We start from the raw sequence: 14,189 nt of genomic DNA, 5'->3' as shown, positions 1-14,189 counted from the left end.
TCCATTAAGCGTAGTTTAATACGTGTCGTGTGAATTTGTTCTTGATTGGTGGGAACACACTCACAACTGTCAAACCTTCACGCAATAAAAACCCTTCCGGACTCTCTAAAAAGTTATCGTTACTTATAACGAATTTGTTATCAGGTAACTGCTTTGTAAACTTTTTGCCTGTAACGACAATACAAATGGGATTGTTATACGAATCTAAGCCTTCAATCATCGCTTTAAATTTTCCACGATGGTACTGTAGCTCTGTTCGTTTTCCTGACCATATAGCCGAAACTAAATCCTTTGTTGTATAGCCACGTTGTTGCATACGGCCTTGTGCATACGCTGGAACAACAATTTTCCCCATTGCTAATGCTTTTTGAATTGTAGCTGTTTTAAAAAAGTCTAAGCGCGTAGCTTCCACTTTGAAACCGACATTGCGAAGATTTAAAAATTCTTCAATATCGAAATCACGCTCTACAATCATTTCCTCTCGAACTTTTTTAACGGATGTTGTTAGAACAAAGCTATCGTCAATTTTAGTTAGCGATGCTGTATCTAACAGTGTTAAAGGTACGTTCGTTTTTGTTTTAAATTCTTTTGTTAATCCTGTCATTATTAAAACCTCCAAAGGTAAATTTGATTTTTTACAAACAAAAAAGCCTTTGGAAATCAATGAAATGTTCAATATACGGGAACAGTACGCAAAAATGAGCATACGGGTAGCGTATATTGTTAATTCAATGAAGTCCAAAGACTTTAAAAGTTCAGTGTCGCACAACCTAAAAATTATCGGGAGGATAATTGGTTTGCATAATAAGAAAAAGAAATAGTATTGAATAAAATTCTATCACCTAACTATTTAATTTTCAATATTGTCTTGATAATCTCCCAAATTGTAGGCCATGACGGTACTTTTAGGCTTGAACCGATTGCAAACTGTTTGTCACTTTCCGCAGTTGTAATTGTTTCAAAATCATCACCTAATAACTTTTCCGCTATCTTTTTGTATGGCTCAAACAGTAATTGTCGCCCGCCTTTTTTATTGTAAAACACGGGTTGCGTTTCATAATAATTTCTCATTACGTGTTCGTGCATGGCGGGTAGTTCCCCTAAGAGTGGTAATTCCATTGCTTCTGCCAGTCGCTTTGTTTCCGAAAAATCATATGTTTCCGAGAAGATCAGTTTTACTTCAATGTTATAGTTTTGTTTTAAATAATGAATGTAATTTTTCCATGCTACAATTTCTTGGAAAGTGTCATCTACAAGTACCCACAATTCATTAATATAAGACAAAGCATGTGATGTAGGTATCGACATTTCTCCTGATGGTAAATCAATGAGAATAACATCCATAATTTGCGGAGCTGTAAAATATGCTTCCAGTGTTCCATAACTCCACGACAAATTAGCGTCGGTATCATCTAATGGCAAGAAAAGTACATTTCGATACTTCCATTCAGCAGTTGTTTCATCATTTACATTCTGTTTTACTACGTCATTAATATTTTGAGCGTAACTCCGCCAATTGACCGGCACATTACTGTAGCGACGTAGAATATGCTTCATTTTATTATCTCCGCGAATCCCTTCTAAAACACAGGCACGGACACGATTTTCAGCTAAAAAGCATGCGAAGTTAATTGCAAAATTCGTTACCCCCATGCGCGGCAGAGGCGACCAAAGGGCAATCGATTTATTGTTTTCGATTTTTTGGAAAGAAAACAGGCTCCGTTGTAAATATTGCGTAGTATCTAGCGGCTCTTTTGAGAAGATATTAGCGACTTTCGCACTTACCATTTCCGATTGTGGTTCCGGCGCTGCAGTTTGCTGTATGACTCTCGGTTGAATAATATGCGTTTGTTCATTATCTTCATGCACTGGTACTTCATCGCCCGAATCTTCTACTCCATCTTTATAATAAATAGCTTCTTTCGCTGTTACCACTTCATCATTATGGACACTTTCATCATTTGAAGCTGTTGTGTGCTCTTCTCTTTCCTGTTCAATTAGATCTGTTGAAGGATAATCAAATATTTCTTCTACAGGTACATTTTTTTCAGCTTTTTTAATCATCGTTAAAACTTCACCATTTATAGAATCGTTTTGAAGAGGATCGACAGCCGTATATTCCACTGTATCAGTTGGATTTGAAAGGCTACCTTCCATAACATCACCCTTCAAATAATGTTCGAGGAAATCTGCGTTATCATAGGGTAAATCTGAATCTACTTCTGGTGAACCTTCAGACGATACCTCTTCTTCACCTTCCTGTATTAACTTTTGTTCCAAGAAATCAAAAGTATCTTCATGGTATTTTGGCTTATTTGCAATGCGATTTAATAAATTGGTCCCCAGCTCTAAAATATCAATTAAACCATCATCCTCAACATCATAAGAAAAACAGTTATTTGTAGTCACATCTAATTTAAGGCTAGTCGGATAAAATACTATATTATCCTTAGCACCTTCTAAAAAATCTTTCACTAGATTGTTTAGTACAGAATTTTTATCTGTATTTAATATTAAGATGCTGTATTCCTGGAATTGTTTGCAAAAGTCCGTCTTATATTTAAATGTTGAAATAAAATCGTGAGTTGTCATGCCACTTTTTAAGTAATCTAAGCTAACTTTCCCTTTAAATTCACTAACCGCTAACCAACTTTCAATAGCTCTTTCTATGCTTCTATTGTTGTTTAGCACAAAAAATTTGATGTACTGCAATATTAAAAACCTCCACAAAAAAGCCCCATACAAAAAAAGACCGCGTTAAACGTAAGTAACGCAATAATCAATTTGTATGAGGCAGGATTTGACACATATTATTATTTAATTATTGTCATCATATCATAATTTAAATCTATTTTGCAGTTTGTTATTTTCAAATTCATGTTATTCATATATAATAATTTGCATAACTACTTTTATTTTTTTATTATGCAGACGATTATCACCATTTACTGATATTTTTTCGTCGTGCGACTTTGAACTTTCCAGCCTTTGGGTTGATTTTTAACTAATGGGATAGCTATGTCTTTTATTTCTTTATTGAAATAACAACATAGTTATTCACATTAAAAAAATCTTCTCGAAGGCTTTTTTGTGTTTCATTACAAAAGTAGTTTAACCAACCAAACCATTATTCGAGAAAGGAGCTATTCAATTATGAGTAACTCAGAGCAAGCACCAAAACAACCAACGCAAGACAAAGAAGAGGTAATTATACTTAATCAACGTCAGTATCTTAAAGCGTTATCCAAACCTATACAAGACGACGATGTTGAATGGAAGGTACAAACAGTAACTAACGGAAACAACGGTTTAAAAGCCCTTCTCGTTCCTTATGTTACAAGTAGAGCAATTATGGCACGCCTTGATGAAGTTTTCGGCTTATGCTGGCAAGACGAGTACAAGGTTTTAGATATTGGTGGTAAACCCGGTATGCAATGTACCATTGTTATCACTGATCCTAATTCTGGTCGAGTCATTACTAAACGTAGTGATGCAGCAGAGCTAACACATATCGAGGCAATTAAGGGCGGATATTCAGATTCTTTAAAACGTGCGGCAGTAAAATTCGGTATTGGACGATTCCTTTATGATTTACCGCAGCAATGGGTACAAGTTTCTCAGCAACGCATTCAAGGACAAAAATGTGAATACGTGTCGGGAAATTATAAGGTAAGTGGTAGCCAGCAATTTATTAAAGGCTATTATGTACGACCTTCCGTCTCCGCGATTTTAGGGAACAATCAACCACCTAAGCCAAGCCAAAACAACAACAACAACCGCCCAAATAACAACAGCGGTCCACAAGGTAACAACAATCAACCCCAACAAACTAAAAGTAACCAACAACAAGTCAACAATAGCCAACAAGGTCAACAACCCCAACATCAAAAGTTTACCCAAACTAAAGGCAAAGAAATTACACCACAGGAATACGAAAGCTCAGTCGTAAATGTAGAAAAGCTATTTCAATTCTTCAATTATGGACCTGAACATATCGCCCCTATTATGAAGCATATTTCTGGAGTTAGTCTTAGCAGTCTTCGAGATGCTGATTTCTTAGTTTTACAGAAATTGTTTAATAGCATGAATCCAGTCAAGGTACTCATGGAACGTAGTTTTTCTTTAGGTTTAGAAGAGCTTGAAATTCTACAAGTCGTTTCTCAATACATGAACGAGGATGTAGTAAAAGTTTCTTCTCTTTTCGGTAGATTAAACGTGCAAGACGTACAGACGGTATTAATTAATATGCAAGATTACGCATCAAGAAAATTACGTGCTCAATTAGCATAATTAGAAAAACCGCGCTCACGTCTTTTAAAAAATAAACTAACAATATTAAAAAGGAACTGTCATAGGTAAGTACAAAACGTACTTTCCTATGACGAACTAATGAAATCGCTCCAAATTTCCGAGCGGATTTCATTCATACTAGGAGGATATTTATTATGAAATTTTCAATTACTTTAGCTGAAATGAAAGCAGTAGCAAACAAATTAGATCGCTTATTAAAATCAAATGAAACAGTATTACCTATTTTAAATAGCGTAAAGGTAGTAGCAGAAGCCAATGAAACTGTACAATTTACAGCTTCAAATGGTGTGGATACAATTCTAGTAACGGTAAAAGTAGAGGGTGAAAATTCTCCGCTTATCGTTGAAAATTCAGGTATGGTTTGCATACCTAAAAACACTTTAAAAGTGCTAGAAAAGTTCAAAAACAATACTACCCCTGTTACTTTTGAGGTTGTTGATAATACACTTGTTTTAACTCAAAAACGTACGAAATTAACGTTCTTGACGTTTAATGCGGATGAATACCCTAAATTTGAGCCGACAACAGCACCTTTAGCGTCGTTCCCAATTTCATTTAAATTATTTAATGATATTGTGTCGAAGTCAGCATATGCTGCGATTAAAGCGTCTGATAGCCGCCCAATTTTACAAGGGATTAACTTTAAATTCCAACTAGACGATAACAACCAACTAGCTTTCCAAGCGAGTGCTACAGATAGTCATAGATTATCGCTTTATCAATCAGTTTTACCATTGAATCCAGAGGCAGCTATTTTAGATTTCACTGTTCCGGCAGCGACATTACGAGATAGCGTTAAAATTTTCAACAATGCGGATGCAATCGGTATTACAGTATTTAAAAATATTGTACTGATTAACGATACCAACACGATTGTTTTCTTCCGATTACTCGAAGGGAACTATCCAGAAGTTAATCGTTTAATTCCCGCAGTGAATGAAAAAACAAAAATTATTGAACTTGATACAGCTGAACTATTTAACACTTTAGAAATTGTTGAAGCGTTAAATACAGATGTAAATGACGTGGTTTTCCAAGTAACTGGCCAGCAACTAACTGTGTTATCACGCGAAGTTGGGGGCAGTACTTCTAAATTAAAACAAGAAATTCCACTGACTAAATCAAACTCTGCCGGCGAATTAACGTTTGCCGCATCATGTTCATTTATTAAAGAGTCATTAAAAGCGTGTGCAACTCCTACTATTCGTATTCAAATGGAAGCACCGTTAAAACCTGTATTGTTCTTCCCTGTTTATTCAGATGGGGCACAAGTAGCCGCACAGATTTCGCATCTTGTTCTACCTGTAAGAACGTACTAAAAATAAGAGTTATTCATTAGCAAGCCCTTCTCCGTTATCGGTGATTGGCTTACTTTTGCAATTTTAAGGAGGAATTTTATGTCTGCAAAGAATCTACCCCACTTATTCGATAGATTAGACGCAGCATTTGATGAAGTAGCCGTTACCGAAGAACAGCATGGTATTAAAGAAGATAGACAAATCAATGTATATAAAGCGATGTATTTTGAAACAGACATTACCGACATTGATTTCGATTCTTTTTCTTTACTCGATATTTATAAAGCTTCAGAAAGCTTTTATGAACATGCCTGCTATCTTGACGATGATGGCGTAATACTAGAGAACGAGCATTTCTTGTCGAGAATCCGTCATTACGACGATCTTTTATCAGAAATACATCTTATCCCTACTATTACAATTCAATCAAAAAAATTTATTTAGGAGTTAAAAATATGGCGATTTTTATTGATTACGAAACTACCTACAAATATGAGCGCTCTCTTGAAGCGTTAAAGATTTTAAAAATCTATCATGATGCAGGATTAGACTTGAAAAAAGTACCGCATATTAACACTTTCGACATCTATTCAGATGGCTATGGGTATTCCAATTTTGAACCAGTACATATTGTTCACGAGTTGACGCCCCACCTTTTCAATTCATGTAATGTATTTCCTTATGGAATTGATGAACGAGATGGAAAGTTAGAAGTTTATAACGAGTTCAGTTACAACAATCAGATGAATCCAAGCATTGAACCCATGTATTATGTGTTTTTAGTTATGGATGGCGATTTTAGTAATGTGGACCTCGAAAAATTAAATATGGATGGAAACTTTAAATATAAAAATAGAAATGCCCTATATTCTGATACGGCCTTAGAAAATTTTGAATCGTACAACAAACCTAGCACTGATTTAAACAGCCTAAGTACTGATGATGGATTTGAAATATATTTCTATTTTAATAAAGATAAATCCAAATTTATGGTGACTTACACAGAGGATTGTATGGCAATGCAATGTGACATACTTGCTCACGTAATTTGTAGCGTATATACACAAGCCAAACAAAATAAGGAGTTAGACAAATGAAATATATATTTGAACTATCAACGGACCCGGTAAATAAAGATTTCCCGATTGAAATGCGAAAAAAACTTAGTAATGGCGCGGTCACACCCCCTCGTTATATGCGAGTGGAAGATTTAGCCGAATTATTAAGTCAACCTGTTGAATCGGTGAATTTTGACGCCGTAGTGAATGAACCAGGAGTGAAACTTGATAATGAAGTTGGAACCCCCCTTTTACCTTTAAACACAGTTAGTTTTTCAAGTGCTGAAGGTAAGGCAATCTATGAACGTATTTTGGTCACTGTACCAAAGGGCATATATCCGATTTCTTATCGTGATACTGACAATACGTATTTGATAGGCTTTCCAAAGCTGTTAATGCAGTTTACGTTAATTGGTGAACGAACAGAGAAACATGATACTGGTAAACGTCGAATCATTGGCACTAAGGTTTATGCTCTTAAAGATGAGCGCCTTGTGAAAGAATCGACACCATTATATGTTTTCCCGTTCCCTAACGTTAATAAAAGTGACGGTATGGTTTGCTGGGGCGGCAACTCTTCGGATTTATTGATCAACAAACTAAGTGAACTTGACCTTATTGCAACAAAGTTTGTAACTTCTGCATTTAATGAAGATTACAATATTTTGATGGACTTTACTTCATCAAAAGAAAAAGAAGCTGTAAAGCCGGTCAAATCATTTGAAGAGTACATTGAGGCATATGAAGACACAACATTTAACGATGATCTTCTTATTCCTACACCAAATCTAAATGTCGCTTCGCTTATGTGTTCTACACGTATTAATAAAGCGGGCATTTAATTAAACATTTAACTAAAAGGCAAATAAAAAATAAAATTAGCAACAGCAAAATAGCTGTTCAGGAGGAAATTATTATGACATTCAACATTAACAACTTATTCAACATGGTTTCAACTAACAATACAACTCAAGAAACGACTACTGCATCAACAGTATCAACTCCAGCACCACAAAATGAAGTGCCTACAGCAGCACCTATTGTAGAAAATACAACAGTTGCACCAGCTGCAGAAACTCAATTACCAGTGACGGAAACAACTACTGAAAGTACAGAAGTATTGAATGAGGACGTAAAAGTTGCCATTACGAATGAGCCTACAATTTCTATTCAAGACCTTGTAGGAGCTGAATCTCAACAACAACCATTAGTTTCAAGTGAAAATACTGTTCAACCAATTCAAGAAACACCTGCTGTTATTGAAACTACTGACGCTCAATTAGACGCGACATTCGGTTCACAAGCGGTTGAGACGGAAGAACAACCAATGACTGATTTATTTGGTGAATTATCTGCTAAAGCGGATGAAGCTGAAGCGATTCGTGAACAAGAGGTAGCCGACACTCAAGTTAAGAAGGCTACTGATAGCAAAAAAACCACTGAGAAATCGTTTGATGTGAATTTAGAAACAACAATTCGTATCGGTGGCGGTGCTATCCCTCTTACTGCATACTTCACGCCGGAAGAAATCACTCAAGGTATTTTCAAAAAAGGTAAAGGTGAAAACGAGGGTTCTTTCGAAAAAATTTCTCCTGAAAATGTACGTGCTCGCCTTGAAAAAGATTATCCTGAATTCGTAAAAGGATTCACGACAATCACTTATCATGGCGGTAAACGCAACTTTATTGTTGCTGTGCCAGTAGGAAAAACGAAAGGAAATAAATAATATCGAAGTAAACAAGAAGTGAATTGCCCTCTCTATGAGCGATCCACTTCTTTTTATATTTTTCGATTTATTGGAGGACAACTATTATGCAAAATACACAAAACAAACCATTTCAAACTTTCTTAGAAAGAACTGGCCAACGTATCCCCTTAACTCTATTCAATCAATTTGTTGCCGTAGCGAAGATGTTTTCACGCTTAAAACTTGAAGTACGTGCAGAGTTTTACTTCAATCACGATACAGGAAAGTTTAATTTATACTTCCCTCAACAACGAGTGCATAGATACTGGGTGGAAAATGACGAGCCAGACGGTACTTTTGTGAACTATATGTTAGATAAAAACGACCAATTCTGTGAACTTGTTTGCGAAATCCATGCGCACCACGAAATGGCTCCATTCCCCAGCAGTACAGATAATGCTTCTGAACGTCTACCGGGTATGAGTTATGTAATCGTCGGTCACTTGTTGAAAGACATTCCAGCCGTAACAGCGCGCACGTTTTTACCTACTGAAATGCATACTGATTTAGAATTTAGCGATATTTTTTACGCTGACAAAGGATATGTAACGCACGATTATGACCAATTGCCAAGTATTAAAGCAAAATGGTTCGAAATTGTACGCTAACTAAAAATGAAAAGAGGAAAATTAACATGAACTTACAACAAGAAGGCTTAACAATCGATTTATTAGAAGGTAATCCAGCTAATCAAGCCAAAGACCTGTTTTATTACATTGTACAAATGGGTGTTGGTGGAAATGGCTCAGAAATTACACGACAAGTTTCTCAATTTTTGTCTACTTCAGGTGTGCCACACATTTATATATTGGTTGATCCTGATGAAATTAGTGAGAAAAACATACGTAACCAAATCTTTTTAAAAGAAGAGGTAGGCTTAAAAAAAGCTGATGTACTTGCAGAACGCTACGGAGCTGCATATGAAAATTTAAATATCTTTTCATTTAGCGATAAATTCATAGAATCTGTAAAGGACGTGGCTAACCTTTTTAAACCCGATTATTTAGACCTTACAAATTATAGCCGTAGTCGTATGAGACTATTGCCCTGTATGATTGGCACAGTTGATAATGCTTTTACCCGTAGTGTATTGGGTGCCACATTTAAAGCTTTCAATGAGTGTATCTATATTGACGCTGGCAACGAATCTGTTACCCTTCCCCATGATAAATTAACTCGTGATATGAGTGAATGGACGGAGGAAGAACTAGCTGCTTATAAAAATAGTGGTTGGACCGGGCAAGTTGTTTGTGGCTATAAGTCTAATAAGTATTACCAACCTTGCGTGACAGAAGTATTAACGAACATTTTAGAAGAAGCCAATGAGCTTAGACCTTCAGAAATGAGTTGCCAAGAACTTGCTTCAAGTGATCCACAGCGAACTATCGTAAACCGATATGCTGCACTAGCTGTTTTAGGCTATCTTTCTGAAATCATTGAGGAACAGCAAATTACCTCACATATAACGCATTTTCATGCTAAGGCGAAATACATGAGGACGGAACAATACTTTGTACCGTTAGAAGAAAATACTGATTTTTAGCATTAAAGCCCCTGTATCTTGATTTTCAAGAATTACATGGGCTTTTTCTTCTTTTGAAACCACAGAAAGGCTCAATTTCACCGCTTTTTGAACTACCCTACCTATGAGTCCATTTCGAACATAAACTAAACACAGAGTTATATAAGAGCTTTTATTTAATATAAAAAGAGAGTTGTGGTCTTTTAATAAAGATTGATAATTTACAATTAAGTTCGATCATTTATAATAAAGTTTGATAGAAACCTGTATGGAATGCAGGTTTCCTTATTCCACAATCGGGCCAAATTGTTGAATAACTCATTTTCAATGTAAATGGATGATTATGTTAAAATTATTAGAAATAGCAAAATACAAAATTTCCACTGGAGTGAGAATAATGAAATTATCAAAATGGGCAAAAAGGATAACATATATTATTAGTGTTTTACTAGTTGTTTTATATTGGAATATTGATTCTAGCGAAAAAAATCAAACTGACTGGTTGCTGCCAATAATATTTATAAGTGAAGCCTTACTAATAGTGAACATGGCACTTTTAATACAATGGCAAAGGAATTATGAAAAGGATAACTCATGGTCCTATGAATTTATTATTTTTGTACTTTGCTTAAGTATTGGTGCACTAGCCTGGATTTCAGGTCTCTTAATTAATTAGTAATACATATTAGAAAGTAAATATTAGTTTTGGAGGTCACGTCGTGTATAACAATCGCTCTTTTGACAGTTTTAGATGGAGTTTAATTCCGTTATTCAATAATCGGGCGCTTTAATTGAATATTCGCTTCCCGAAATAATCAAACTCTTTTATAAGAAGCAATCTAGATAAGTAAAGAACCAACTGTTTTGATTAAACTTTGTTTCAAACTGTTGGTTTCTTTCTGTATAAAATCAGCGTTTGCAACTTACTAAAATACTACAGGAGCATGCAGCACATTTCGTTAAAAGCATGGTTAAAATGCGTTATGAGAGTAATGTAAATATGGAGGACTTGTATATCACCTTAACCGAGAGGAACAGCTTAGAATGGACGCCTGAGCTTCAGAGCGTCATTGAAAAGGTTGAGCAATTACTTACTAATTGCATTTTCACAAGTGAAAGGTTCCATATGGAGGAATCCATGAGGTTGCATTATTTGAACTGGATTGAACATGAAAATCATAGCTTTTTGTGAAAAAGCCAAATATAACGAGTAATTTTACTTAAAAAATATAACAAAGGATTGTTATGCTTCATTATGAAATCGTAGCAATCCTTTTTATTTTAGGTGTTAAAATTTATTTTAAATACCTTTGTATTAGGCGAAGAATTTTATATTAAAACCTAAATGCCTGACAATTTCAGTTTGAGCTTCATTAAATACTTTAATCTCTATATAAAGAGAACGCTCAAGATCTCCTAGTTGGTTATAACCTATAACATTTTGTTTTAATTCATTTTTTTTGATAAGGATTGCCGGAACTTCTAATGACTCAATTGTTTCACGATCTTCATTTTCATCTCTTCCAAATTTTATGAGAATATTGTGTTCAAATTTATTTTTTATATCAAATAAAACATATAATTTTTTCTCAACTTCTTCAAAGTATATTCTTACAAATTGAATAAACAAGGCATCGTCATTTAATACATTGAAATAAAAACTTACATCATCTTCACTAACTGTAGTACCATTTGTAAAATCAAAATTAATTATTTCTTTTTTCATTATTTACCTCCCAATTGGATAGCCTATAAACATTATACACTATTAATAAAAATTTATATTTTTTACATTTTATAGTAATTATAGTAAAATATTTTTAGGAGGGATTATATGAAAAAACTAATACTAATTTTTACAATGATTATTACATTTATCTCGGTATCGACTCCTACTAAGGCATCAATGTCAGAGATAAACAACATGGAAGGTACTTCAGATGAGTTAATTCAGCCTTATAGTCTAGAACTACTGAATGACGTAGTAATATTTGAAGCGAATAGACAATGTCGGGGTGGTGTAGATGCTCGTTCAATAAATTCCGTTGAGGTAATTGAAAATTCTACTAACGAAAGTGATATTGAAGTTCAAAGCAGTAGTGGATGGTCAGATCAAAATGCCACAAGTGACGCAGGTTCAAAAATACGATTGACTAGTGAAAGATATTGTCATATATTCATGGCTCACATGCAATGGGCAAATGGATATCAAGTTGAAAACGTTTACGGTAGCACTCAATTCGCATTTGCTACTTATCCTGCTTCAACAATGGATATCATTATGCAGGTTGTAGATGGCACAACAAAACTAGATCCTGTTAATGGGTATCCTAATAGAAAATCAAAACATACATATTCTTCAATTGCTGGAACTCGTGTATTTGTTGTTCTAGAAAAACCGAGCAATACTTCTAGCTACGACTGGAAAGTTATTACAGCGTACCCGAAGTAGGAATTTCTTAAATAAATAAGGGTAGAAGCATCTTGTTATTAAACACACGCTATGTAGCGTGTGTTTTTTTATTAATAGCACACCCACAATCGGGCGCGATTCTTCAATAAGAAGATCGCGTTTTTCCGTTATAGGGCCATATTGTGGAATAAGGTTTTTGGAGAAATAGGAGAATTCATATTATAAATTATCGGAAAAGTTAGTTTATTATTAGTTCAAATTAAAGTGCCAGAGTTATAATGGCAATAATTGGTATGTGATAATATTAATAGGATATCGTTTGAAGATTCTATAACCAGGCGCTGCAGATGAAATTTTAGTATACGATTTTTCATAATAAGGCTAGATAAATAATTTATCGGAGGAAAGCAATGAAACCAACATTCCACATTACGCAGAAGAATACCTTAATAGATGCAACATCTAAAATAAGAATCACCAATCTTCAACCATGTGAGGTTGTGACTTTAAGAGCCAAAATGTGCGACAACCTAGGTACACATTGGGAATCGTTTGCAGAATTTTTGTCTGATAGTAATGGTGAAATTAACTTAGGAACCGCACAACCTCTATCGGGAACTTATTTCACTCCTGATGTGAATGGGTTATTTTGGTCAATGGTTCCAAAAGTAGATAATAAACCGAAAAAAAGAACTCCTTTAAAACCATTAGAAACAACGCTTATTTTAATGAGGGAGCAAGAAGTCTTGACAGTCACTTCAATCATTCGTAATGTAGTTTCACCAAAAGTGAATAGATTTCCTATACGTGAGCGAGGACTCGTAGGAACATTCTTTTGCTACCCCGAGAGCGGGCCATTGCCTACTGTAATCGTATTAGGTGGATCTGAAGGTGGATTACGTGAAAGTAATGCAGCGTTATTGGCTTCATATGGATTTAATACGTTAGCTTTGGCGTATTTTGGAATTGAGGGTTTACCAAAAGAGCTAGTAAATATACCCTTGGAATATATCCAAAATGCAATTGATTGGCTAAGAGATAATCCAAAAGTTGACTTTACAAAACTAGGTATATTCGGAACCTCTAAGGGAGGAGAACTAGCACTACTAAGCGCGTCAATGTTCCCTTCAATTAAGGCAGTGGTTGGTTATGTGCCTAGTGGTGTTGTTTATCCGGGAATTGGCCATTCAGCACCTGGTAATTCATCATGGCAATTTAAAGGTGAATCGTTACCGTTTGCTTTTGGTGAGATACCAAAAGAGGTTACTTTGGAAATTAATCGTGCAATGCAAATAGGAGAACCAATCTCTTGGCGAAAAACTTATCAATGGTGGGCTGAAGGTGAAAAACAAGCTGAAATTCCAGTCGAAGATATCCAAGGTCCTGTTCTCCTGATTTCAGGAGGTGATGATCGGTTATGGCCAGCTGATTTATTATCTGAAAAAGTAATAACCCGATTGAAAGAACACAACCACCCCTATACTTACGAACATATTAATTTTCCTAATGCAGGACATTCTTTTGGAGTTCCTGGTTTCCCGACTTCACAATCTGTCGTGTCTCCTTTTGGGAATGGCAAGTTGTTACTTGGAGGAACACCTAAAGATAACTCACAGGCTCAATTTGAGGCATGGGAGAATGTGAAAGTTTTCTTTAATAAATACTTAACTGTTAGCTCTGTTTAACTATTTTATTCAACAATCGGGCGCGATTCTTTAATAAGAGGGTCGCGTTTTTCCGTTATAGGGCCATATTGTGGAGCAACAATTTTTCGTGGGGGAGTCTTAGAGAAGATACAGATTTATACCGATAAAAGAATGGCTATACAAGTTTTTATGCA

14 protein-coding genes are annotated in these 14,189 nt (G+C 35.2%); 11 read left to right on the top strand and 3 right to left on the bottom strand.

The annotated features are described in order from the left end of the window. Nucleotides 1-4 precede the first annotated feature (4 nt). On the bottom strand, nucleotides 5-604 hold the full coding sequence (locus tag ACQKN3_RS14275) for a DUF4258 domain-containing protein (protein ID WP_427712482.1): 600 nt from the start codon (nucleotides 602-604) through the stop codon (nucleotides 5-7). Between the two features lie 242 nt (nucleotides 605-846). Next, nucleotides 847-2,712 (bottom strand): hypothetical protein, encoded by a 1,866-nt coding sequence (locus tag ACQKN3_RS14270; protein ID WP_427712480.1) that lies wholly within the window; start codon nucleotides 2,710-2,712, stop codon nucleotides 847-849. A 441-nt stretch (nucleotides 2,713-3,153) separates the two neighbouring features. Here ACQKN3_RS14270 and ACQKN3_RS14265 point away from each other — a divergent pair, with 441 nt between their 5' ends. The 9 genes from ACQKN3_RS14265 (at nucleotide 3,154) to ACQKN3_RS14225 (ending at nucleotide 10,612) form a co-directional block, all read left to right on the top strand. Continuing rightward, entirely contained in the window at nucleotides 3,154-4,290 is a 1,137-nt protein-coding gene (locus ACQKN3_RS14265; RefSeq protein WP_427712478.1) for a Rad52/Rad22 family DNA repair protein, read from the top strand. A 155-nt stretch (nucleotides 4,291-4,445) separates the two neighbouring features. Then, nucleotides 4,446-5,630: a DNA polymerase III subunit beta gene (gene dnaN / locus ACQKN3_RS14260; protein WP_427712476.1), complete on the top strand. Its 1,185-nt coding sequence runs from the start codon at nucleotides 4,446-4,448 to the stop codon at nucleotides 5,628-5,630. Nucleotides 5,631-5,708: 78 nt separating this feature from the next. Then, entirely contained in the window at nucleotides 5,709-6,053 is a 345-nt protein-coding gene (locus tag ACQKN3_RS14255; protein WP_427712474.1) for a hypothetical protein, read from the top strand. 11 nt (nucleotides 6,054-6,064) lie between these two features. Further along, entirely contained in the window at nucleotides 6,065-6,706 is a 642-nt protein-coding gene (locus ACQKN3_RS14250) for a hypothetical protein (protein ID WP_427712471.1), read from the top strand. Further along, the gene (locus ACQKN3_RS14245; RefSeq protein ID WP_427712469.1) at nucleotides 6,703-7,509 is read left to right on the top strand and encodes a hypothetical protein; all 807 of its coding nucleotides are present in this window, start codon (nucleotides 6,703-6,705) and stop codon (nucleotides 7,507-7,509) included. Before ACQKN3_RS14250 ends, ACQKN3_RS14245 begins: the two co-directional genes overlap by 4 nt. A 74-nt stretch (nucleotides 7,510-7,583) precedes the next feature. Next, nucleotides 7,584-8,393: a hypothetical protein gene (locus tag ACQKN3_RS14240; protein WP_427712467.1), complete on the top strand. Its 810-nt coding sequence runs from the start codon at nucleotides 7,584-7,586 to the stop codon at nucleotides 8,391-8,393. An 86-nt stretch (nucleotides 8,394-8,479) separates the two neighbouring features. Next, a complete protein-coding gene (locus tag ACQKN3_RS14235; RefSeq protein WP_427712464.1) occupies nucleotides 8,480-9,022 on the top strand; it encodes a Mov34/MPN/PAD-1 family protein in 543 nt (180 codons plus the stop codon). A 26-nt stretch (nucleotides 9,023-9,048) separates the two neighbouring features. Further along, entirely contained in the window at nucleotides 9,049-9,957 is a 909-nt protein-coding gene (locus ACQKN3_RS14230) for a ThiF family adenylyltransferase (RefSeq protein ID WP_427712461.1), read from the top strand. A 376-nt stretch (nucleotides 9,958-10,333) separates the two neighbouring features. After that, nucleotides 10,334-10,612 (top strand): hypothetical protein, encoded by a 279-nt coding sequence (locus ACQKN3_RS14225; protein WP_427712459.1) that lies wholly within the window; start codon nucleotides 10,334-10,336, stop codon nucleotides 10,610-10,612. A 639-nt stretch (nucleotides 10,613-11,251) separates the two neighbouring features. Here ACQKN3_RS14225 and ACQKN3_RS14220 read toward each other — a convergent pair. Further along, nucleotides 11,252-11,662 carry a hypothetical protein gene (locus tag ACQKN3_RS14220; RefSeq protein WP_427712456.1) on the bottom strand — a complete coding sequence of 137 codons (411 nt, stop codon included), beginning with the start codon at nucleotides 11,660-11,662 and terminating at the stop codon, nucleotides 11,252-11,254. A 108-nt stretch (nucleotides 11,663-11,770) separates the two neighbouring features. Here ACQKN3_RS14220 and ACQKN3_RS14215 point away from each other — a divergent pair, with 108 nt between their 5' ends. Continuing rightward, on the top strand, nucleotides 11,771-12,388 hold the full coding sequence (locus ACQKN3_RS14215) for a hypothetical protein (RefSeq protein WP_427712453.1): 618 nt from the start codon (nucleotides 11,771-11,773) through the stop codon (nucleotides 12,386-12,388). A gap of 371 nt (nucleotides 12,389-12,759) precedes the next feature. Next, complete coding sequence (locus tag ACQKN3_RS14210; protein ID WP_427712451.1) at nucleotides 12,760-14,034, top strand: acyl-CoA thioesterase/bile acid-CoA:amino acid N-acyltransferase family protein; 1,275 nt, start codon at nucleotides 12,760-12,762, stop codon at nucleotides 14,032-14,034. Nucleotides 14,035-14,189: the final 155 nt, after the last annotated feature.

Source organism: Solibacillus sp. NPDC093137 (assembly GCF_050280445.1).
GTDB lineage: Bacteria > Bacillota > Bacilli > Bacillales_A > Planococcaceae > Solibacillus > Solibacillus isronensis_B.
This window is presented reverse-complemented; position numbering and strand designations above follow the sequence as displayed.

Bases quoted from the DNA above. Each gene is read 5' to 3' on its own strand.
- ACQKN3_RS14275 (WP_427712482.1), bottom strand. From the start codon at position 604: ATGACAGGATTAACAAAAGAATTTAAAACAAAAACGAACGTACCTTTA.
- ACQKN3_RS14250 (WP_427712471.1), top strand. From the start codon at position 6,065: ATGGCGATTTTTATTGATTACGAAACTACCTACAAATATGAGCGCTCT.
- ACQKN3_RS14210 (WP_427712451.1), top strand. From the start codon at position 12,760: ATGAAACCAACATTCCACATTACGCAGAAGAATACCTTAATAGATGCA.
- ACQKN3_RS14265 (WP_427712478.1), top strand. From the start codon at position 3,154: ATGAGTAACTCAGAGCAAGCACCAAAACAACCAACGCAAGACAAAGAA.
- ACQKN3_RS14225 (WP_427712459.1), top strand. From the start codon at position 10,334: ATGAAATTATCAAAATGGGCAAAAAGGATAACATATATTATTAGTGTT.
- ACQKN3_RS14220 (WP_427712456.1), bottom strand. From the start codon at position 11,662: ATGAAAAAAGAAATAATTAATTTTGATTTTACAAATGGTACTACAGTT.
- ACQKN3_RS14235 (WP_427712464.1), top strand. From the start codon at position 8,480: ATGCAAAATACACAAAACAAACCATTTCAAACTTTCTTAGAAAGAACT.
- ACQKN3_RS14230 (WP_427712461.1), top strand. From the start codon at position 9,049: ATGAACTTACAACAAGAAGGCTTAACAATCGATTTATTAGAAGGTAAT.
- ACQKN3_RS14255 (WP_427712474.1), top strand. From the start codon at position 5,709: ATGTCTGCAAAGAATCTACCCCACTTATTCGATAGATTAGACGCAGCA.
- ACQKN3_RS14215 (WP_427712453.1), top strand. From the start codon at position 11,771: ATGAAAAAACTAATACTAATTTTTACAATGATTATTACATTTATCTCG.
- dnaN (WP_427712476.1), top strand. From the start codon at position 4,446: ATGAAATTTTCAATTACTTTAGCTGAAATGAAAGCAGTAGCAAACAAA.
- ACQKN3_RS14240 (WP_427712467.1), top strand. From the start codon at position 7,584: ATGACATTCAACATTAACAACTTATTCAACATGGTTTCAACTAACAAT.
- ACQKN3_RS14245 (WP_427712469.1), top strand. From the start codon at position 6,703: ATGAAATATATATTTGAACTATCAACGGACCCGGTAAATAAAGATTTC.